The sequence below is a fragment of the Ensifer sp. YR511 genome, from assembly GCF_900103045.1.
GTDB lineage: Bacteria > Pseudomonadota > Alphaproteobacteria > Rhizobiales > Rhizobiaceae > Ensifer > Ensifer adhaerens.
In genome coordinates this window covers 40,703-58,168 of the sequence record NZ_FNGR01000007.1, presented here as the reverse complement: position 1 = coordinate 58,168, position 17,466 = coordinate 40,703, and the positions used below count along the sequence as shown (strand labels likewise).

General features: G+C 64.0%; 19 protein-coding genes. 9 read left to right on the top strand and 10 right to left on the bottom strand.

Annotated elements, in window-relative coordinates; translation table 11 throughout:
- Window positions 1-135 precede the first annotated feature (135 nt).
- Entirely contained in the window at window positions 136-885 is a 750-nt protein-coding gene (locus BLU15_RS14785; RefSeq protein WP_089043338.1) for an SDR family oxidoreductase, read from the bottom strand.
- A gap of 133 nt (window positions 886-1,018) precedes the next feature.
- Here BLU15_RS14785 and BLU15_RS14780 point away from each other — a divergent pair, with 133 nt between their 5' ends.
- Together BLU15_RS14780 and BLU15_RS14775 are read left to right on the top strand one after the other, a co-directional pair.
- Window positions 1,019-1,918: a LysR family transcriptional regulator gene (locus tag BLU15_RS14780; RefSeq protein WP_090296140.1), complete on the top strand. Its 900-nt coding sequence runs from the start codon at window positions 1,019-1,021 to the stop codon at window positions 1,916-1,918.
- Between the two features lie 140 nt (window positions 1,919-2,058).
- Complete coding sequence (locus BLU15_RS14775) at window positions 2,059-3,447, top strand: serine hydrolase (RefSeq protein ID WP_210187444.1); 1,389 nt, start codon at window positions 2,059-2,061, stop codon at window positions 3,445-3,447.
- Window positions 3,448-3,496: 49 nt separating this feature from the next.
- Here BLU15_RS14775 and BLU15_RS14770 read toward each other — a convergent pair whose 3' ends face one another.
- Window positions 3,497-4,501 (bottom strand): inorganic phosphate transporter, encoded by a 1,005-nt coding sequence (locus tag BLU15_RS14770; protein WP_034804933.1) that lies wholly within the window; start codon window positions 4,499-4,501, stop codon window positions 3,497-3,499.
- Complete coding sequence (locus BLU15_RS14765; protein ID WP_043622835.1) at window positions 4,501-5,145, bottom strand: DUF47 domain-containing protein; 645 nt, start codon at window positions 5,143-5,145, stop codon at window positions 4,501-4,503. The genes BLU15_RS14770 and BLU15_RS14765 overlap by 1 nt, the downstream gene beginning before the upstream one ends.
- A 203-nt stretch (window positions 5,146-5,348) precedes the next feature.
- Between BLU15_RS14765 and recF the strand changes: the two genes are divergently transcribed.
- The 3 genes from recF to BLU15_RS14750 are packed head-to-tail and all read left to right on the top strand — an operon-like array spanning window position 5,349 to window position 7,740.
- Window positions 5,349-6,473 carry a DNA replication/repair protein RecF gene (gene recF, locus BLU15_RS14760; RefSeq protein ID WP_090296401.1) on the top strand — a complete coding sequence of 375 codons (1,125 nt, stop codon included), beginning with the start codon at window positions 5,349-5,351 and terminating at the stop codon, window positions 6,471-6,473.
- A 27-nt stretch (window positions 6,474-6,500) separates the two neighbouring features.
- A complete protein-coding gene (locus BLU15_RS14755; protein ID WP_090296137.1) occupies window positions 6,501-7,262 on the top strand; it encodes a molybdopterin-synthase adenylyltransferase MoeB in 762 nt (253 codons plus the stop codon).
- A 10-nt stretch (window positions 7,263-7,272) separates the two neighbouring features.
- On the top strand, window positions 7,273-7,740 hold the full coding sequence (locus BLU15_RS14750; protein WP_090296399.1) for a GNAT family N-acetyltransferase: 468 nt from the start codon (window positions 7,273-7,275) through the stop codon (window positions 7,738-7,740).
- Window positions 7,741-7,789: 49 nt separating this feature from the next.
- Here BLU15_RS14750 and BLU15_RS14745 read toward each other — a convergent pair whose 3' ends face one another.
- Complete coding sequence (locus tag BLU15_RS14745) at window positions 7,790-8,794, bottom strand: 2-hydroxyacid dehydrogenase (protein WP_034804939.1); 1,005 nt, start codon at window positions 8,792-8,794, stop codon at window positions 7,790-7,792.
- A gap of 182 nt (window positions 8,795-8,976) precedes the next feature.
- Here BLU15_RS14745 and BLU15_RS14740 point away from each other — a divergent pair, with 182 nt between their 5' ends.
- Window positions 8,977-9,528, top strand: coding sequence for an SH3 domain-containing protein (locus BLU15_RS14740; RefSeq protein ID WP_034804952.1), 552 nt, complete (start codon window positions 8,977-8,979; stop codon window positions 9,526-9,528).
- 39 nt (window positions 9,529-9,567) lie between these two features.
- Here the strand turns inward: BLU15_RS14740 and BLU15_RS14735 are convergent, their stop codons facing one another.
- Window positions 9,568-10,560 (bottom strand): adenosine kinase, encoded by a 993-nt coding sequence (locus BLU15_RS14735; protein ID WP_060519440.1) that lies wholly within the window; start codon window positions 10,558-10,560, stop codon window positions 9,568-9,570.
- Window positions 10,561-10,647: 87 nt separating this feature from the next.
- Window positions 10,648-11,076, bottom strand: coding sequence for a VOC family protein (locus BLU15_RS14730; RefSeq protein ID WP_090296135.1), 429 nt, complete (start codon window positions 11,074-11,076; stop codon window positions 10,648-10,650).
- A gap of 68 nt (window positions 11,077-11,144) precedes the next feature.
- Between BLU15_RS14730 and BLU15_RS14725 the strand changes: the two genes are divergently transcribed.
- Complete coding sequence (locus BLU15_RS14725) at window positions 11,145-11,738, top strand: TetR/AcrR family transcriptional regulator (protein ID WP_090296132.1); 594 nt, start codon at window positions 11,145-11,147, stop codon at window positions 11,736-11,738.
- Between the two features lie 22 nt (window positions 11,739-11,760).
- Here BLU15_RS14725 and nth read toward each other — a convergent pair whose 3' ends face one another.
- On the bottom strand, window positions 11,761-12,531 hold the full coding sequence (nth, locus tag BLU15_RS14720; RefSeq protein WP_090296396.1) for an endonuclease III: 771 nt from the start codon (window positions 12,529-12,531) through the stop codon (window positions 11,761-11,763).
- A 22-nt stretch (window positions 12,532-12,553) separates the two neighbouring features.
- On the opposite strand from nth, the gene BLU15_RS14715 reads away from it, so the two are divergent.
- Together BLU15_RS14715 and BLU15_RS14710 are read left to right on the top strand one after the other, a co-directional pair.
- Entirely contained in the window at window positions 12,554-13,051 is a 498-nt protein-coding gene (locus tag BLU15_RS14715) for a DUF2244 domain-containing protein (protein ID WP_034804964.1), read from the top strand.
- 103 nt (window positions 13,052-13,154) lie between these two features.
- The gene (locus BLU15_RS14710) at window positions 13,155-14,042 is read left to right on the top strand and encodes a methylated-DNA--[protein]-cysteine S-methyltransferase (RefSeq protein ID WP_034804968.1); all 888 of its coding nucleotides are present in this window, start codon (window positions 13,155-13,157) and stop codon (window positions 14,040-14,042) included.
- A 77-nt stretch (window positions 14,043-14,119) separates the two neighbouring features.
- Here the strand turns inward: BLU15_RS14710 and BLU15_RS14705 are convergent, their stop codons facing one another.
- The 3 genes from BLU15_RS14705 to BLU15_RS14695 are packed head-to-tail and all read right to left on the bottom strand — an operon-like array spanning window position 14,120 to window position 17,465.
- Window positions 14,120-14,755 carry a 2,3-bisphosphoglycerate-dependent phosphoglycerate mutase gene (locus tag BLU15_RS14705; protein ID WP_034804979.1) on the bottom strand — a complete coding sequence of 212 codons (636 nt, stop codon included), beginning with the start codon at window positions 14,753-14,755 and terminating at the stop codon, window positions 14,120-14,122.
- A gap of 34 nt (window positions 14,756-14,789) precedes the next feature.
- Window positions 14,790-15,608 (bottom strand): 4-hydroxy-tetrahydrodipicolinate reductase, encoded by an 819-nt coding sequence (gene dapB / locus BLU15_RS14700; RefSeq protein ID WP_090296130.1) that lies wholly within the window; start codon window positions 15,606-15,608, stop codon window positions 14,790-14,792.
- A 21-nt stretch (window positions 15,609-15,629) separates the two neighbouring features.
- Window positions 15,630-17,465, bottom strand: a complete 1,836-nt coding sequence (locus tag BLU15_RS14695) for an ABC transporter ATP-binding protein (RefSeq protein WP_090296128.1) — start codon at window positions 17,463-17,465, stop codon at window positions 15,630-15,632.
- Window position 17,466: the final 1 nt, after the last annotated feature.

The window sequence follows — 17,466 nt, the reverse complement described above, 5'->3', positions numbered from 1 at the left end:
AGAAAAATATACTCTTCTCCGCCGCCGATGCCAACGGCAGGCGATGGGCAAAGGCGGGAACACGACAGCGCCGCGGGTCGGTCGGACCCGCGGCGCTTGGATGATCAGGTTTCGAGCTCTTTATCGGTGTCCGTCCTAGAGCGTCGCCATGCCGCCATCGACGATCAGTTCGGCACCGACGGTAAAAGTGGCTTCGTCCGAAGCGAGGAAGACCACGGCCTTGGCGATCTCGCTCGCATCGCCGAAACGGCCAAGCGGGATCTGCGCGGCGATCGCATCAACCACTTGCTTGTTTTGTTCGGGCGTCGGGGCGTGGCCGTCATGGAGCGGCGTGCGGATTGGGCCGGGGCTGACGGCATTGACCCGGATGCCGCGGCCGACGAGTTCGCCGGAGAGCGTGCGGGCCAGCGACAGCAGGCCCGCCTTGGTCAACGCATAGACGCTGGAGGTCGGCATGCCGATATGGGCGTTGATCGAGGTGTTGAGCACGACCGAGGCGCGCTTGGAGAACACGGGCAGCAGTGCCTGGATCAGGAAGTACGGGCCCTTGACGTTGATGGCGATCGACCGGTCGAAGCTCGCCTCGTCCCACTCTTCGATCGGCTGCAGCTTGGCGATGCCGGCATTGATGAACAGGATGTCGAGCGTGCCGAAGGCGGCACGGATCTTTTCGGCAACGGCCGCCTGGCCGGCGACATTGCCGGCATCGGCCTCGATGATGAGCGCAGCCTCGCCAAGGACGGATCGGGCTTCGGCGATGTTCTTCGGATTGGTGCCGGTGACGGCAACGCGTGCGCCTTCGGCAATGAACTGGCGGGCGGTTTCGAGACCGATGCCGCTGGTGCCGCCGGTGATGAGTGCCGTCTTGTTCTCCAAACGTGACATGATGAAATCCTCTTGCTGGGTTGAGAAGGAGGCCGGTTCGATTGGCCGTCCTTCGATGCCCACAGATATGGCGGAAAACTGTCGTTCGGATTAGTCTCCCAATTGTGGAACTCGAATTCGGAAAAGCCGAACGATGATGAAGATCGAAGGAATAGCTGCCTTTGTCGCCGTGGCCGAAGCCGGCTCGATCAGCGAGGCGGCACGTCGCCTACGGCTGTCGAAATCCGTCGTCAGCGAAAGAGTGGCAGAACTGGAGCGCGGGCTCAACGCCACGCTTCTCCACCGCACCACACGCAAGCTGACGCTCACCGAGGATGGCATCGCGTTTCGCGAGCGCGCCATCCGGATTGTCAGCGAAGTGCAGGCGGCCGCCAGCGATCTTGCCGAACGCCGCGGGCTGCTGACGGGACCGCTTCGGATCGCGGCCCCCGTCAGCTTCGGCCGAAGGCATCTCGGTCCGGCGCTCTATCCGTTCTTGGCCCAACACCCGGAGATCGAGCTGACGCTTGACGTCGACGACCGACGGGTCGATGCCGCCTCCGAGGGCTACGACGCGATCGTGCGCCATGGCGCGATCGCCGACTCACGGCTGGTCGTGTGGAAACTTGCGAGAAGCCGGCGCCTGCTGGTCGCCGCGCCCGACTATCTCGACCGGCACGGCACGCCCGCGTCGCTCGCCGAACTCGAGGGCCATCGCGGCATCTTCTACACCAACCGGGGTGCTGCCGACTGGCGTTTCGAAGGTCCTGGCGGTGCGACAGTCGTACGGGCGCGCCTGGCGCTTGGCATGAACAATGGCGACATGCTCCACGATGCCGCCGTCGCCGGGCTCGGCATCGCGCTGTTGCCCGCCTTCATCGCCGGTCCGGCCGTGCGCGAGGGGCAACTGAACGAGATCGACGTTGGGCTCAGCCCGGAGCCGGAGTTCATCTACATGGCGCATCCGGAGGGCCGGCGCGCCTCCACCAAGCTCAGAGCCATCGCCCAGCACCTGAAGGAAGCCTTCGGCGATCCGCCCTATTGGGATCCGTGACGGCTCCGCAATCCCGGCACAATCGTTGCGGGTGACGGTATCGCGCCGATCGCCGATCAAGTCTTGACCAAGGCTTGACCGAAACCGGCTGGCATCATCAGCGCATCCCCTGACAACCGAAAATTGGATTCCTATCCTTCATGCGGAACCGCTTTCTGAACTGGATCGTCCTCATGGCGCTTGGCACCAACGCTCACGCAAGTCCGCTTCCCGCTCCCACCGACGCAGAAATTCGGGAGATCCTGGCCGACCGGATCGACAAGCAACAGCAGTCGATCGGCATCGTCGTCGGTATCATCGATGCCAATGGCCGGCGCATCATCGCCCACGGCCATCCGGCCAAAGGCGACCCGCGCCCCGTCGACGGGCAGACCGTGTTCGAGATCGGCTCGGTCACCAAGGTCTTTACCGCGCTGCTGCTGGCCGACGCGATGGAGAAAGGCGCACTCAGCCTTGGCACACCCGTCGCCACGCTTCTTCCCGAGAGCGTGATCATGCCCGAGGACAAGCAGACGCCGATCACGCTCGGCGACCTCGCAACGCACATGTCCGGCCTGCCGCGATTGCCCAGCAATCTGGTGCCGGCCGACATGAGCAATCCCTATGCCGGCTACGACGCGGCGAAGCTCTATGCTTTCCTCTCCAGTCACAAGCCGCAGCGCCGCCCCGGCGTCGGGCATGAATACTCCAATCTCGGCGCCGGGCTTCTCGGCCACGCGATCGCCTTGAAGGCCGGGGTCTCCTATGAAGACCTCGTCGTCAGCCGTATCGCCGTTCCCCTCGGCATGAAGGACACGGCGATCACGCAGCAGCCCGACTGGGCCGAACGCCGGGCAACGGGCCACGATGCGGCCATGGAGCCGGTGAGCGATTGGGATCTCGACGCGCTGCAGGGTGCAGGCGCCCTGCGCTCGACCGTGGACGATCTCCTGCTTTTCCTTGAGGCGGCCATGGGAAAGACGGCATCGCCGCTCGCTCCCGCCTTCAGCACGCTGCTGTCGACCCGACAACCGCTCGGCAACGGCGATGGCGACCAGCAGGCGCTCGGCTGGGTCGTCTCGGGCAAGGGCGACGAGCAGTTCATCTGGCACAATGGGGGAACCGGCGGCTATAGATCCTTCGTCGGCTACCGTCCGTCGACGGGTGTCGGCGTGGTCGCCCTGTCGAATGCGTCGACCGACGTCGGCGTCGACGACATCGGCCGCCATCTGCTCAATCGCAACGCGCCGCTTGCGCCGCCGATCGTCAAGCGCACGGCCATAGTGATCGACCCGGCGCGCTATGATGCCTATGTCGGCACCTACAGGCTGGCGCCCGACTTCGAACTCACGATCTTTCGGGATGGCGATAGTCTGTTTGCCCAGGCGACCGGGCAGGACCGGCTCGAAATCCTTCCGGAGGCCGAGCACCGCTTCTTTACGAAGCTCATCGATGCCCAGATCAGCTTCACGCTCAAAGGCGACCGTGCCGAAAGCCTGACCTTGCACCAGGGTGGGCAGAGCAGCCCTGCGCCTCGGGTCTCGAAATGACGGGCGCCTCCCGCCTGCTTATGAGGGCGGGAGACGATTTCCAGATCGATCAGAACAGCAGATCGATGGTGAAGTAGGCGAGCGCCGAAATCGCCGCTGCGGCGGGCATGGTGATGAACCAGGCAATGACGATATTGCCGGCAAGCCCCCAGCGCACGGCCGAAACGCGACGCGCAGCACCAACGCCGATGATCGCTCCGGTGATGGTGTGCGTCGTCGAGACCGGGATGCCGAGCCAGGTGGCGGCAAAGAGCGTGATCGCTCCGCCGGTCTCGGCGCAGAAGCCCTGCATCGGATTGAGCCTGGTAATCTTCGAGCCCATGGTGTGGACGATGCGCCAACCGCCGAACAGCGTGCCGAGCGCGATCGCCGCCTGGCAGGTGATCACCACCCAGAACGGCACATAGAACTCCGAGCCGAGATAGCCTTGCGAGTAGAGCAGCACCGCGATGATGCCCATGGTCTTCTGCGCGTCGTTGCCGCCATGGCCGAGCGAATAGAGCGAGGCCGAGACGAACTGCATGACGCGGAAGGTGCGGTCGACGGCAAAGGGCGTCTGGCGCACGAAGATCCACGAAACGATCAGCACCAGCATGAGCGCCAGGAAAAAGCCGATCGCCGGCGACATGAAGATGGCGCCCACGGTCTTCAAAAGGCCGGTCCAGACGATCGAACTGAAACCGGTGCTCGCAAGACCGGCGCCGACGAGGCCGCCGATCAGCGCGTGCGACGAACTCGACGGGATGCCGAAGAGCCAGGTGACGATGTTCCAGACGATCGCGCCGATCAGCGCCGAGAAGATCACCAGCGGCGTGACGATGCCGGGATCGATGATGCCCTTGCCCAGCGTCTCGGCCACGTGCAGGCCGAAGAACAGGAAGGCGATGAAGTTGAAGAAGGCCGCCCACATGACGGCATATTGCGGCCGGAGCACCCGTGTCGAGACGATCGTCGCGATCGAGTTGGCTGCGTCGTGCAGACCGTTCAGGAAGTCGAAGAACAGCGCGATGCCGATCAGCCCGACGAGCAACGGAAAGGCGAGCGTCGCATCCATCAGACGTTCTCGATCACGATGCCGCTGATTTCATTGGCGACGTCCTCGAAGCGGTCGACGACCTTTTCGAGCTCGCCATAGATCTCGCTGCCGATGATGTAGGCCATCGGGTTGCTGGCGCCGTGGCGGCGGAACAGGTCCTTGAGGCCCTGTTCGTGCAGTTCGTCGGAACGGCCCTCGATGCGGGTGACCTCTTCGGCGATCGCGATCAGGCGGTCGTGATTGGCGCCGATCCTATCGAGCAGCGGAATGGCCTCGGCGATCAGGTGCGCGGCCTTGACGACCGTGGTGCCCATTTCGCGCATGCCGGGATCGAAGCTCTTCTGCTCGTAAAGGCGGATCGTCTTGACGGTCTTGTGCATCATGTCGATGGCATCATCCATCGACTGGATCAGATCCTTGATGTCGCCGCGGTCGAAGGGCGTGATAAAGGACCGGCGCACGGCCAGCAGCACCTCGGCGGTGATGTGGTCCGCCTCATCCTCGAGCGCGACGATCCGGTCGCAGTGTTTTTCCAGATCGTCGCCGCCAGCGAGAACCTTGTCGAGCGCATCGGCAGCACCGACGACGGTGCGCGAATGTTTTGCGAAGAGGTCGAAGAAGCGATCCTCGCGGGGAAGAAGTTTGCGGAACCAGGCCAGCATCACACGTATATCCATCTGTGGATTGTCATGCGGCTGTCATATTTCACTAGGTCCTTTATGAAAAGCACCGAATCAAAGGGGTTTGTCGCCTTTCCCCTGTCGATATCGGCCTATCTTGCACGATATGGCGACGCGTCCCATTTCGCCTTGCCTTGGCAGGCGCTTTCGTCCTAGCTGCGCCCAACGTCGAATCCGGACTGCCGATGCCAAACAAGGTCTTTCTCAACCGCCTGAAGCTTACGGAGTTCCGCAACTATGCGGCCCTCTCGCTTGAGCTCGATCAGCGCCATGTGGTGCTGACGGGGGAGAACGGCGCCGGCAAGACCAACCTCATGGAAGCCGTCTCTTTCCTTTCGCCCGGCCGCGGCCTCAGGCGCGCAGCCTATGCGGACGTGACCCGGGTCGGTGCCGGCGACGGGTTCTCGGTCTTTGCGGAAGTCGAGGGCATGGAGGGAACCGTCGAGATCGGCACCGGGACTGCCGGCGTCACGGAAGGGCAATCCCGGCGGCTGCGGCTGAATGGAACACCGGCAGCGACCGTCGACGAACTGACCGATCACCTGCGCGTTCTCTGGTTGACGCCATCGATGGACGGGCTCTTTACCGGGCCTTCGGCCGACCGGAGACGGTTTCTCGACCGGCTGGTGCTTTCGCTCGATCCGGAGCATGGCCGGCGCGCCAGCGAATTCGACCGGGCGATGCGCAGCCGCAACCGGCTGCTCGGCGAATTTCGCCCGGACCCGGCCTGGCTGACGGCGATCGAGCGCGAAATGGCAGGTCTCGGCGTCTCGATGGCGCTGGCACGGCAGGAAATGCTCGGTCTGTTGACGGCGCTCGTCGAGCGCACTGTCGACGAAAACGTCTTTCCGTCGGCACGCCTGGCGTTGTCGGGCTTTCTCGACGACGAGGGCCATCGTCCGGCCTATGATCTGGAAGAAGAATATCTGACGATGCTGCGTGATGGGCGTCCGCGCGACGCCGCGGCGGGACGCACGCTCGACGGGCCGCACCGGAGCGACCTGCTCGTGCGTCACCGCGAGAAGGACATGGAGGCAGCACGCTGCTCGACCGGGGAGCAGAAGGCGCTGCTCGTCGGCCTGGTGCTGGCGCATGCGCGCCTCGTCGGCGACATGACCGGCCACGCGCCGATCCTGCTGCTCGACGAGATCGCCGCCCATCTCGACGTCAACCGGCGCGCCGCTCTGTTCGATCTCGTCGACGGCCTTGGCGGCCAGGCCTTCATGACCGGGACGGACCAAGCGATGTTCAAGGCGCTGGGCGAACGCGGCCGCTTTCTGACGGTTTCGCACGGCAGTGTTACGGGATAAGCAGAGGTCACCGAGGAGGATTTTGCCATGACCGGTGAGGACAAGCTCGACCAATCGGAGATCACCCGCTACGCCCGCCATATCGTGCTGCCGGAGATCGGGGGTGCCGGGCAACAAAGGCTGAAGGCGGCCCGTGTGCTGGTGATCGGGGCCGGCGGGCTCGGCGCTCCAGTGCTCGTCTATCTTGCCGCCGCCGGCATCGGCCGGATCGGCATCGTCGACGACGATGCGGTCGCGCTTTCCAACCTGCAGCGGCAGATCATCCACCGCACTGAAGACATCGACCGCGCCAAGGTCGAGCGGGCCGCCGAGGCGATCACCGCCCTCAACCCGCATGTCGGCGTCGACGAACACAGGCTCAGGCTCAACCCCGACAATGCCGAGGCGCTTTTCCGGCAATATGACCTGGTGATCGACGGCTCGGACAATTTCGATACGCGCTATCTCGCCGCCGATACGGCGGCAGCGGTCGGCATTCCGCTGGTGACCGGCGCCGTCGGCCGCTTCGACGGATCGCTGACGGTGCTGATGCCCTACAGCGCCGGCGCCGATGGACGGCCGAACCCCTCCTATCGCGATCTCTTTCCCGAGCCGCCGCCGGCCGGTGTCGTGCCCTCCTGCGCGGAGGCCGGCATCGTCGGCGCGCTGACTGGCGTCATCGGCACCTTGCAGGCGATGGAGGCAATCAAGGTGATCGCCGGCTTCGGCGAACCGCTGGTCGGACGGCTGCTGATGTATGACGCGCTGACGGCACAGTTCAACACCATCCGCTATCGCCGCAGAGCATAGGCCGACCATGGTGCAGATCTTTCGCATCGACGAAGCATTCGACCGCTACGAGGAACTGCTGGCGCTGATCCTTGGCGCCTTCTCCTACATGGACGGGCGGATCGACCCGCCGTCGTCGGCGCATGCGTTGAACATCGAGTTGCTCCGGCAGAAGATCGTTGACGAGATCGCCTTCGGCGTCCGCGACGGCGAAAGGCTCGTCGGCTGCATCTTCTGCAAACCGGAGGACGATTGCCTCTATATCGGCAAGCTTGCCGTCGCGCCTGAGACGCAAGGAAAGGGTATCGGTCGGCTGCTGCTCGCCGAAGCGGAGGCGACGGCGCGTGCGCTGAAGCTGCCGGCGCTGAGGCTCCTCACCCGCATCGAACTCATCGACAATCACCGCGCCTTTGCCGCCTGGGGCTTCGTCCAGAGCGACTCGATGTGCCATCCCGGTTTTACCCGGCCGACGGCGATCGAGATGCGCAAGACACTTTAGCTTCCGGGCTTGAGCGAACCGGATGGACGGCCGCACGGCGCTTTCGCGTTCAGTCGCGGCCCGGAAGCACGCGGTCCGGTGGTCGGTGGCCATCGAAGAAGGTGCGGATGTTGATCACCACCTTCTCGCCCATGTCGATGCGGCCCTCAAGCGTCGCCGAGCTCATATGCGGCAGAAGCACGACCTTGCCCTCACCGGCAAGCTTGATCAGCTTCGGATTGACGGCCGGTTCGTTCTCGAAGACGTCGAGGCCGGCGCCAGCGATCTTGCCTTCGCGCAGCGACTTGATCAGCGCCGTCTCGTCGATGATGCCGCCGCGGGCGGTGTTGACGATGTAGCTGTCCGGTCGCATCAGCGCCAATCTCCGTGCCGAGAGCAGGTGGTAGGTCGCCGGCGTCGACGGGCAGTTGACCGAGACGATATCGACGCGGGCAAGCATCTGGTCGAGGCTGTCCCAATAGGTCGCCTCCAGCATCTCTTCGGTTTCCGCCTTCACCCGGTGGCGGTTGTGGTAGTGGATCGAAAGGCCGAAGGCCTTGGCGCGGCGGGCGACAGCGGTGCCGATCCGGCCCATGCCGACGATGCCGATGCGCTTGCCGGCAATGCGCCGGCCGAGCATCCAGGTCGGCGACCAGCCAGCCCATTCGCCTTTGCGATCGGTCAGGATCTGCGCACCTTCGGCAAGCCGGCGCGGCACGGCGAGGATCAGCGCCATCGCCATGTCCGCGGTGTCTTCGGTCAACACGTTCGGCGTGTTGGTCACGGTGATACCTTTGCGGGCCGCAGCATCGACATCGATGTTGTCGACGCCGTTGGAAAAGCTTGCGATCAGCTTCAGCTGCGGGCCGGCCTGCTCGATCAGCGCCGCATCGATGCGATCGGTCACCGTCGGCACCAGCACGTCGGCGCGTTTCACCGCGGCAACGAGTTCCGGCTGGCTGCGCGGCGTGTCGTCGATGTTCAGCTCCGCATCGAAGAGCTCGCGCATGCGCGTCTCGACAATGTCAGGCAGTTTGCGGGTGATGTAGACCGTGGGCTTCTTCTTGCTTGTCATTGCTGCGACGGGCCTTGTTGACGGGTCCTTAACCAAGTTGGGCGATACTTTCTCCCTGTAGCCGCAATTTCTACCAGACCCCACCGGGAAGACAAACAAAACTCGCGTCGTCGTCCCCGCGATTTCCGCCCGACCCATGGGCCTCAAGTGAACTGCGCCTGCAAAAGCTAGTGCCACGGAAAATGGGCTTCGTCATGCGTCACGTCATTTCCAGATTCTCGCTCTCGTTGATCGCCGCCTGCCTTGGCGCCGCGATCATGACGTCAGCGGCTTACGCTCAGGCCGCCAAGGGCGCCAGCGGGCTGCCGCTGCCGCGCTTCGTCAGCCTGAAGTCCAAGAGCGTCAATCTGCGGATCGGCCCGAGCGTCGATTACGCGGTCGCCTTCCGCTACATGAAGCCGGGCGTGCCGGTCGAGATCATTCAGGAATACGACAACTGGCGCCGCATCCGCGACGCCGACGGCACCGAAGGCTGGGTGAACCAGGCGCTGCTTTCCGGCGACCGCACAGCCGTTGCAGCCCCCTGGATGCGCGGCAAGGGCGAAGGCGTCTTCGTCAACATGCGCCGCGACGCGCAGGGCAATTCCCCGATCGTCGCCCGCATGGAGCCCGGTGTCATCGTGAAAGTCGGCGAGTGCAATGGCGACTGGTGCCATGCCGAAGCGCAAGGCGTCGAAGGCTGGATCGCCCAAGGCGAAATCTGGGGCGCCTATCCGGGCGAGGCCTTCAAGTAAGGCCGCGCCCGTCTTTAACCAAAAATCAATTCGGTCGGATCAGGCGAGACCAGCCTGTTTGGCGGCCGTTTCCAGCGAGACCATCGGCCGCGGCCCGATCTGGCCGATGACGATGCCGGCCGCGAGATTGCCGAGCTTGCTGCAGTCTTCGAGCGAGCGCCCGGTCGTGTAGCCGTGAAGGAAGCCGGCGGCATAGAGGTCGCCGGCGCCGGTCGTATCGACAACCTGGGCGATCGGCGTTGCGCTGACCCGAACGCGTTCGTCGCCGCGCACGACAACCGAACCCTCTTCGCTGAGCGTTACCGCCGCAAGCTTGCAATCCTTCGAGAGCTTCTCCAGCGCCAGATCGAAATCCTCGGTCTCGTAGAGCGCCAGCGCCTCCTGCTTGTTGGCAAAGACGATGTCGACCGTGCCGGAGCGCATGAGTTCCAGGAACTCGTCGCGATAGCGGTGAACGCAGAAGCTGTCCGACAGCGTGATCGCGGTCTCGCGGCCATTCGCGTGGGCGATCCGTGCGGTTTCGCGGATAGCATCCTTGGCGCGCGGCGGATCCCAGAGATAACCTTCGAAATAGGTGACCTTGGCCTCAGCGACGACGTCGGCTTCGACGTCCTCGGGGCCAAGCTCGACGCAGGCGCCGAGATAGGTATTCATCGACCGTTCGCCGTCCTCGGTGACGAAGATCATCGAGCGCGCCGTCGGCGGCACGGTTTCGAGCGGCTTCGTTTGGAAATAGACGCCCTGGGCACGGATGTCGTGGGCGAAGATCTCGCCGAGCTGGTCGCTTGCGGTCTTGCCGAAATAGGCAGCGCGGCCGCCGAGGCTGGCAACGCCCGCAGCCGTATTGCCGGCGCTGCCGCCGGAGGCTTCGACCGCCGGGCCCATGCGCGAGTACAGCAACTCGGCTCGCTCGGCATCGATGAGGTTCATGGCGCCCTTTATGATGCCGTTTTCATTGAGAAAAGCATCGTCGCAGCGCGCGATGATATCAACGATGGCGTTGCCGATCGTCAGCACGTCGTATTTTGTCATGAACCTCGTCCGGTCTCCGTGATGGCCGGTGTTCGTTAATACCGGTTTTCCGGCCATTTGGAAGACAAAAGACGCGTGCAGGCGGCTTCACGCCGTAGGAAGCGCGCTTTCCTCATAGGCGGCGGCGAATTCGGCGCTCGGCGGAATGGGCTTGATGATATCGATCAGCACGCCATTCGGGTCGGCAGTGATGAAATGGCGCTGGCCGAAATCCTCGTCGCGCAAGGTTTTGAGGATCGGCAGGTCGGCAGCAAGCGCCTGCGCATAGATCGCATCCGGATTCTCGACCTCGAAGTTCAAAAGCAGACCGCGCGTCGGCGCACGCGCCTCCTCGGGGATCGTCTCGTGGCGGTAATCGAGCACGGCCAACGTCACATGCTCGTCCTCGACCGATTGAAGATGCACATACCAGTCGCTGGTGAAGAGCGCCTGGAAACGGAAGTGATCGACATAGAATGCGGCGGTGGCGGCAACGTCGGCCGTCATGATGACCGGGTAATAGCTCGTCGATTTCATGGCTTTTCCTCGCTCCGGCAATATCATACAATCTGTATGTTTCTTCAATTAACATACAGGCTGCATGTATGCAACAGGAAATCTCCCGACGCTCCAATCGCGAGCGCTCCGACACGACGCGCGCCGCGATCCTCGATGCCGCCCGCGGCCTCTTCGTCACCAGGGGCTACGCCGACACGTCGACGCCGGACATCGTCGCGGCCGCCGGCCTGACCCGCGGCGCGCTCTATCACCACTTCGAAGACAAGAAGGCGTTGTTTCGCGCGGTGGCGGAACGGGAAGCAATTGCTGTGGCGACGTCGATCGAGCAGGCGACGTCAGGCGACCTTTCGGCCCGCCAGGCACTGAAGGTCGGCGCCCGCGCCTATTTCGACGCCATGCGCGAGCCGGGGCGTATCCGCCTGCTCTTGCTCGATGGGCCTGCCGTCCTCGGCAAGCTGGAGATGATGGCGATCGACGCGGCCAATGCGCAGAGAACGCTCGAGGAAGGGATTGCCGAGGCAATGGCTCCGGCCACCGTTTCTGCCGAAAGGCTGTCGGCCATGGCTTCGCTGCTTTCAGCTGCCTTCGATCGCGCGGCGCTCGACATTGCCGATGGCGCGTCGAGCGAGGTCTATGTGGAAACGATCGGCACGCTGATCGACCGGATGGTGTCGACGTAAGGCTCAGCGTTTACGGCAGGCGTCAGCTTGCGGCGGAGATCATCTGCGGCGGCAATTCGACGAGCGACGCCGGGATGTCGCAGGTCTTTTCCGGCGACTTGCAGATATCGGCGATGACGCAGCGCTCGCACTCAGGCTTGCGCGCCTTGCAGCAGTAGCGCCCGTGCAAGATCAGCCAGTGATGGGCGTGGTAAAGATACTCGTCGGGGATGATCTTTATCAGCTTGTCTTCCACCTCGTCCGGGGTCTTGCCCGGCGCCAGACAGATCCTGTTGGCGATGCGCAGGATGTGGGTGTCGACGGCGATCGTCGACTGGCCGAAGGCCATGGAGAGCACGACATTGGCGGTCTTGCGCCCGACGCCCGGCAGAGTCACCAGCTCTTCGCGTGTGCGCGGCACCTCGCCGTCGAAGTCGCGGATCAGCTTTTCGCTCAGCGCGATGACGTTCTTCGCCTTGTTGCGATAGAGGCCGATGGTCTTGATGTAGTCCCGGACTTTTTCTTCGCCGAGCGCCAGCATCTTTTCCGGCGTATCGGCGATGGCAAAGAGCGCACGCGTCGCCTTGTTGACGCCGGCATCGGTCGCCTGCGCCGAGAGCGCCACGGCGACGACCAGCGTGAAGGGATTGACGTGCTCGAGCTCGCCCTTCGGCTCCGGCCGCTGGATCGAGAAGCGACGGAAGATCTCCTTGAGCTCGTCCTGGCTATAGAGGCTCTTCACCCGAGGCGTGGCGCGGCGGCTCGCCTTCGGTTTTGCAACACCCACGGGCAATTTTGGCTTCACGTTTTTCATGATGCATCTATAGTCAAAGGTCATGATCCATGGCAACGCCACCACCCCATCTGAGGACGCTCCGGTCTTCACCGCCGAGCTCACGCCCTATCGCTCGCTCGGGCGCCGCGGCTTCAAAATGTTCTTCCTGATCGCCGGGCTCCTGAGCCTCGTTCACGGCCTCGTCTTCCTCATCATCGGCGCCTGGCCGGTGGTGTTCTTTTTCGGGCTCGACTACCTGCTGCTGTTCGGCGCCTTCTGGCTGAACAATCGCTCGGGGCTCAGCCGCGAAGAGGTCCGCGTTAGCAGGACGGACGTTTCGGTGCGCAAGTTCACGCCCTCGGGCCAGATCAGCGAACATCGTTTCAATCCGTTCTGGGCGCGCTTGAATGTCGCCCGGCATCAGGAGATCGGCATCGTCTCGATGACGATCAGCGGCGGTGGCCGCCGAACCGATATCGGCTCGTTCCTCAACCGCGACGACCGCGAGACTTTTGCGCTGGCGCTCTCGGGCGCGCTTGCGACCGTTCGCCGCCGCTGACGCCTGGCGCTTGTGGCGGCACCCCGCCGATCGCATGTTTTCAAGTTTCGGGTGGTTGACGGGGCCAGCAAATGGTTACCTGTGACAAGACAGGAGAAGAGCCATGAACATTGCGACATCCGTACCCACCGATATCACGCCGAAAGGCACCGACTATGATACGGTCAGCCGCGTGATCGAAATGCTCACCGAGGACTATCGCGACCAGCCGTCGCTCGAATCCGTGGCACAGCGCCTGAAGCAGTCGCCGACGCAGCTCCAGAAGGTCTTCACCCGCTGGGCCGGGCTTTCGCCGAAGGCCTTCCTGCAGGCCGTCACGCTCGACCACGCCAAGCGCCTGCTGCGCCAGGAAGACATGCCGCTGCTGGAAACCAGCATCGAAGTGGGCCTGTCAGGACCGAGCCGGCTGCACGACCTGTTCGTCACCCACGAGGCGATGTCGCCGGGCGAATGGAAGGCGCGCGGCGAAGGGCTGACAATCCGCTTCGGCTATCACCCCTCACCCTTCGGCACGGCGCTGGTGATGATCACCGAGCGCGGCCTCGCCGGCCTTGCCTTCAACGATGCCGGCGGCGAGCAGGCAAGCTTCGAGGACATGGCGCAACGCTGGCCGAACGCCCGCTACATCGAGGACAGCGCGGCGACGTCCCAATACGCCGCGCGCATCTTCGATCCTTCGCGCTGGCGGCAGGACGAGCCGCTGCGCATCTTCCTCATCGGCTCCGACTTCCAGATCCGGGTCTGGCAGGCGCTGCTCAAGATCCCGCTCGGCTGCGCCACCACCTATTCGAACATCGCCGGCAACATCGGCCAGCCGACGGCATCGCGCGCCGTGGGTGCTGCGGTCGGGCGCAACCCGATCTCGTTCGTGGTTCCGTGCCACCGCGCCCTTGGCAAGAGCGGCGATCTCACCGGCTATCACTGGGGCCTGACGCGCAAACGCGCCATCCTCGGCTGGGAAGCCGGCAAGGCGGCCGACGGCACGATCTGATTACAGGCTTCCCAGCATCATCACAGACGCAAAAAGGGGCGCCCAGCGCCCCTTTTTCATTCTCCGTCTGTCAGCGCTCAGTGGGCGCCGGACATGTCGCCGAGCACTTCCTTGGAAGCGACGGTCGAATTGGCGTTGAGCTTGTAGACCATCGGCACGCCGGTCGCGAGGTTGAGCTTCAGGATCTGTTCCTTGCTCAGGCGATCGAGCACCATGACCAGCGAGCGCAGCGAGTTGCCGTGTGCAGCGACCAGGACCTTCTGGCCCGACAGCACGCGCGGCAGGATCTCGGTCAGGTAATAGGGCCAGACGCGTGCGCCGGTGTCGCGCAGGCTCTCGCCGCCCGGAGGCGGAATGTCGTAGGAGCGGCGCCAGATATGCACCTGCTCTTCGCCCCACTTCTCGCGGGCGTCATCCTTGTTAAGGCCCGACAGGTCGCCGTAGTCGCGTTCGTTCAGCGCCTGGTCGCGGATCGTTTCGAGCGAGGACTGGCCGACGGCGTCGAGCACGAACTGGCAGGTGCGCTGGGCGCGAACGAGGTCCGAAGTGAACGCGATGTCGAACTTGATGCCGTAGTCGGCAAGCGCCTTGCCGCCGGCCTTGGCTTCCTCGACGCCGAGTTCCGTCAGGTCCGGATCACGCCAGCCGGTGAACAGGTTCTTCAGGTTCCAGTCGCTCTGGCCATGCCGGACGAGGACGAGAGTACCGCTCATGTCGAATTCCCCTTGAGACTTGAGAGTGGAAAGGTCAGTTGAGCCCGAGAACGTCGAGCATCGAATAGAAGCCGGGTTTCTGGCCGCGGGCCCAGAGTGCAGCGGTGACGGCGCCGCGCGCGAAGATCGAACGGTCCGTGGCGCTGTGCGAGAGCGTCACCTGCTCGCCTTCGCCGGCAAGAATGACCGAGTGTTCGCCGATGACCGAGCCGCCGCGCAGCGTCGCAAAACCGATCGTGCCAGCCGGACGCGGACCCGTATGACCGTCACGCACGCGTACGGAGTGGTCGGCAAGGGCGATATCGCGCCCCTTCGCCGCCGCAGCGCCGAGAAGCAGGGCCGTGCCCGAGGGCGCATCTACCTTGTGCTTGTGGTGCATTTCGAGGATTTCGATGTCCCAGTCGGCCGAACCCAGCGCCCGCGCCGCCTTCTCCGTCAACACACCGAGCAGGTTGACGCCGAGGCTCATATTGCCCGACTTGACGATACGGGCGTGGCGGGCGGCAGCGCGGATCTTCGCCTCGTCGTCGGACGAGCAGCCGGTGGTGCCGATCACATGGACGATGCGGGCCTGGGCGGCGAGCCCGGCAAACTCGACGGTGCCAGCCGGCGCCGTGAAATCAAGGACGCCTTCTGCTTCGACGAAGGCTTCGAGCGGCTGGTCGGTCACCGGCACGCCGATCGGGCCGAGGCCAGCCAGTTCGCCGGCATCGCGGCCAATGAAGGGGGAACCCGGGCGCTCGATGGCCGCATGCAGGCGAACGCCATCCATCGCATGAACCGTCCTGATCAGCGTCTGGCCCATACGGCCGGCCGCACCCACCACCACGAGCTTCATATCGTTTGCGCCCATCGGTGATTTCCTTCTTGTCCGCTAGTGAATTTCGGCGTCGGCCGGCGCTTCGGGCGCCTCGCCTTCAGGCGACTGCTCTTCCGAAGACTGACCCTGGAGATTGTGGAGGCGAGCGTAGAGACCGTCCGGCCGCCGTGCAAGATCGACATGGGTGCCTTCTTCGACGACGGAGCCATCCTTCATGACGATGATCTTGTCGGCGTTGACGACGGTCGAAAGTCGATGCGCGATCACGATCACCGTGCGGCCATCCATCGCGTGGTCGAGCGCCTTCTGCACGGCGGCTTCCGATTCGGTATCCAGCGCGGAGGTAGCCTCGTCGAGCAGAAGGATCGGGGCGTTGCGCACAAGCGCACGTGCGATCGACAGGCGCTGGCGCTGACCGCCCGACAGCGTCATGCCGTTCTCGCCGACCGGCGTATCGTAGCCCTGCGGCTGCGCAAGGATGAACTCATGGGCGTAGGCAAGCCGTGCGGCGTCCTCCACCTCGGCATCCGTCGCGTCGATGCGGCCGTAGCGGATGTTGTCGCGGATCGAGCCTTCGAAGAGATAGGGCTGCTGCGACACATAGGCGATGCCCTTGCGCAGCGACTGCTTGGTGACGTCGGCGATGTCCTGCCCGTCGATAAGGATCTGGCCGGATGCCGGATCGTAGAACCGTGGAATGAGGCTGATGACCGTCGACTTGCCGGCACCCGAGGGGCCGACGAGCGCGGTCGTCTTGCCGCCCTCGGCCACGAAGCTGACGCCCTTCAGCACCTCGTCGCCATTGGGATAGCGGAAGCGCACGTCACGCAGTTCGACAGCGGCATTCGTAAACGCCAATTCCTTGGCATCGGCCTTGTCGCGCTGGTGCGGCACGGTGTCGAGGATCTCGTAGACCATACGGGCGTTCACGGCGGCGCGTTCGAGCGAGACCTGAAGACGCGCCAGGCGGCGGGCCGGATCATAGGCCATGAGCAGGGCGACGACGAAGGCGAAGAAGGCACCGGGCGGCACGTCGGCGTAGATGGCGCGGAAAGCCGAATAGGCAAGCACGGCCGAAATCGCCAGACCCGCGAAGGTTTCGGTCATCGGCGCGGTACGCTCGCTCAGCCGCGCAATGCGGTTGGCGCGGTTTTCGGCCCGGTCGATGATCGTCTCGACTTTGCCACGCAGCTCGCCTTCCATGGTGAAGGCCTTGACGATAGTGATGCCCTGAATGGTCTCCTGCATCGCGCCGAGAACACGGCTGTTGACCTCGATCGCCTCGCGCGTGGCCGAGCGCAAGCGCTTGGACACATAGCGCAGGCCCAGGAGCAAAGGAGGCGCTGCGACAAAGACGATGATCGACAGCAGCCAGTCCTTGGCAAACATGACGCCGACCAGACCGATCAGCGTCAGCAGGTCGCGCGCGATCGAGGTAACGGTCAGATTGAGCACGTCGCGAATGCCGCTGACATTCTGGCTGATCTGGGCTGCAAGCTGCGCCGACCGGGTCTCGTTAAAATAGCCGACGCTGAGCGCCATCAGATGGGCATAAAGGCGGCGCTGGTAGCGCGCGACGATGTTGTTGCCGATCTTCGAAAGCGCGACGGCCTGGCCGTAGGTGGCAAAGCCGCGCAGCACGAAGGCGGCAAGGATCGCGCCGCATACGAGCAGAACGATGTCCGCCCGCTTGTTCGCGAAGGCCTCGTTGATCACGGTTTCCATGATCGAGGCAGTAAAGCCGGTCGTCGCGGCGACGACAGCCAGGCAGCTGATTGCGAAAACATAGCCGCCAATATGGTCACGGCCGTTTTCGGCTATGACCCGCTTGAGGATTCCGCTGATCGTATCGGAGTCGACCGCGTGCTGTTTTTTCTTGCTGGCGCTCAAA

What these genes read in the sequence shown, in the direction of transcription:
- BLU15_RS14785 (WP_089043338.1), bottom strand. Translation starts at nt 885, where the DNA reads ATGTCACGTTTGGAGAACAAGACGGCACTCATCACCGGCGGCACCAGC.
- BLU15_RS14780 (WP_090296140.1), top strand. Translation starts at nt 1,019, where the DNA reads ATGATGAAGATCGAAGGAATAGCTGCCTTTGTCGCCGTGGCCGAAGCC.
- BLU15_RS14775 (WP_210187444.1), top strand. Translation starts at nt 2,059, where the DNA reads ATGCGGAACCGCTTTCTGAACTGGATCGTCCTCATGGCGCTTGGCACC.
- BLU15_RS14770 (WP_034804933.1), bottom strand. Translation starts at nt 4,501, where the DNA reads ATGGATGCGACGCTCGCCTTTCCGTTGCTCGTCGGGCTGATCGGCATC.
- BLU15_RS14765 (WP_043622835.1), bottom strand. Translation starts at nt 5,145, where the DNA reads ATGCTGGCCTGGTTCCGCAAACTTCTTCCCCGCGAGGATCGCTTCTTC.
- recF (WP_090296401.1), top strand. Translation starts at nt 5,349, where the DNA reads ATGCCAAACAAGGTCTTTCTCAACCGCCTGAAGCTTACGGAGTTCCGC.
- BLU15_RS14755 (WP_090296137.1), top strand. Translation starts at nt 6,501, where the DNA reads ATGACCGGTGAGGACAAGCTCGACCAATCGGAGATCACCCGCTACGCC.
- BLU15_RS14745 (WP_034804939.1), bottom strand. Translation starts at nt 8,794, where the DNA reads ATGACAAGCAAGAAGAAGCCCACGGTCTACATCACCCGCAAACTGCCT.
- BLU15_RS14740 (WP_034804952.1), top strand. Translation starts at nt 8,977, where the DNA reads ATGGGCTTCGTCATGCGTCACGTCATTTCCAGATTCTCGCTCTCGTTG.
- BLU15_RS14735 (WP_060519440.1), bottom strand. Translation starts at nt 10,560, where the DNA reads ATGACAAAATACGACGTGCTGACGATCGGCAACGCCATCGTTGATATC.
- BLU15_RS14730 (WP_090296135.1), bottom strand. Translation starts at nt 11,076, where the DNA reads ATGAAATCGACGAGCTATTACCCGGTCATCATGACGGCCGACGTTGCC.
- BLU15_RS14725 (WP_090296132.1), top strand. Translation starts at nt 11,145, where the DNA reads ATGCAACAGGAAATCTCCCGACGCTCCAATCGCGAGCGCTCCGACACG.
- nth (WP_090296396.1), bottom strand. Translation starts at nt 12,531, where the DNA reads ATGAAAAACGTGAAGCCAAAATTGCCCGTGGGTGTTGCAAAACCGAAG.
- BLU15_RS14715 (WP_034804964.1), top strand. Translation starts at nt 12,554, where the DNA reads ATGATCCATGGCAACGCCACCACCCCATCTGAGGACGCTCCGGTCTTC.
- BLU15_RS14710 (WP_034804968.1), top strand. Translation starts at nt 13,155, where the DNA reads ATGAACATTGCGACATCCGTACCCACCGATATCACGCCGAAAGGCACC.
- BLU15_RS14705 (WP_034804979.1), bottom strand. Translation starts at nt 14,755, where the DNA reads ATGAGCGGTACTCTCGTCCTCGTCCGGCATGGCCAGAGCGACTGGAAC.
- dapB (WP_090296130.1), bottom strand. Translation starts at nt 15,608, where the DNA reads ATGGGCGCAAACGATATGAAGCTCGTGGTGGTGGGTGCGGCCGGCCGT.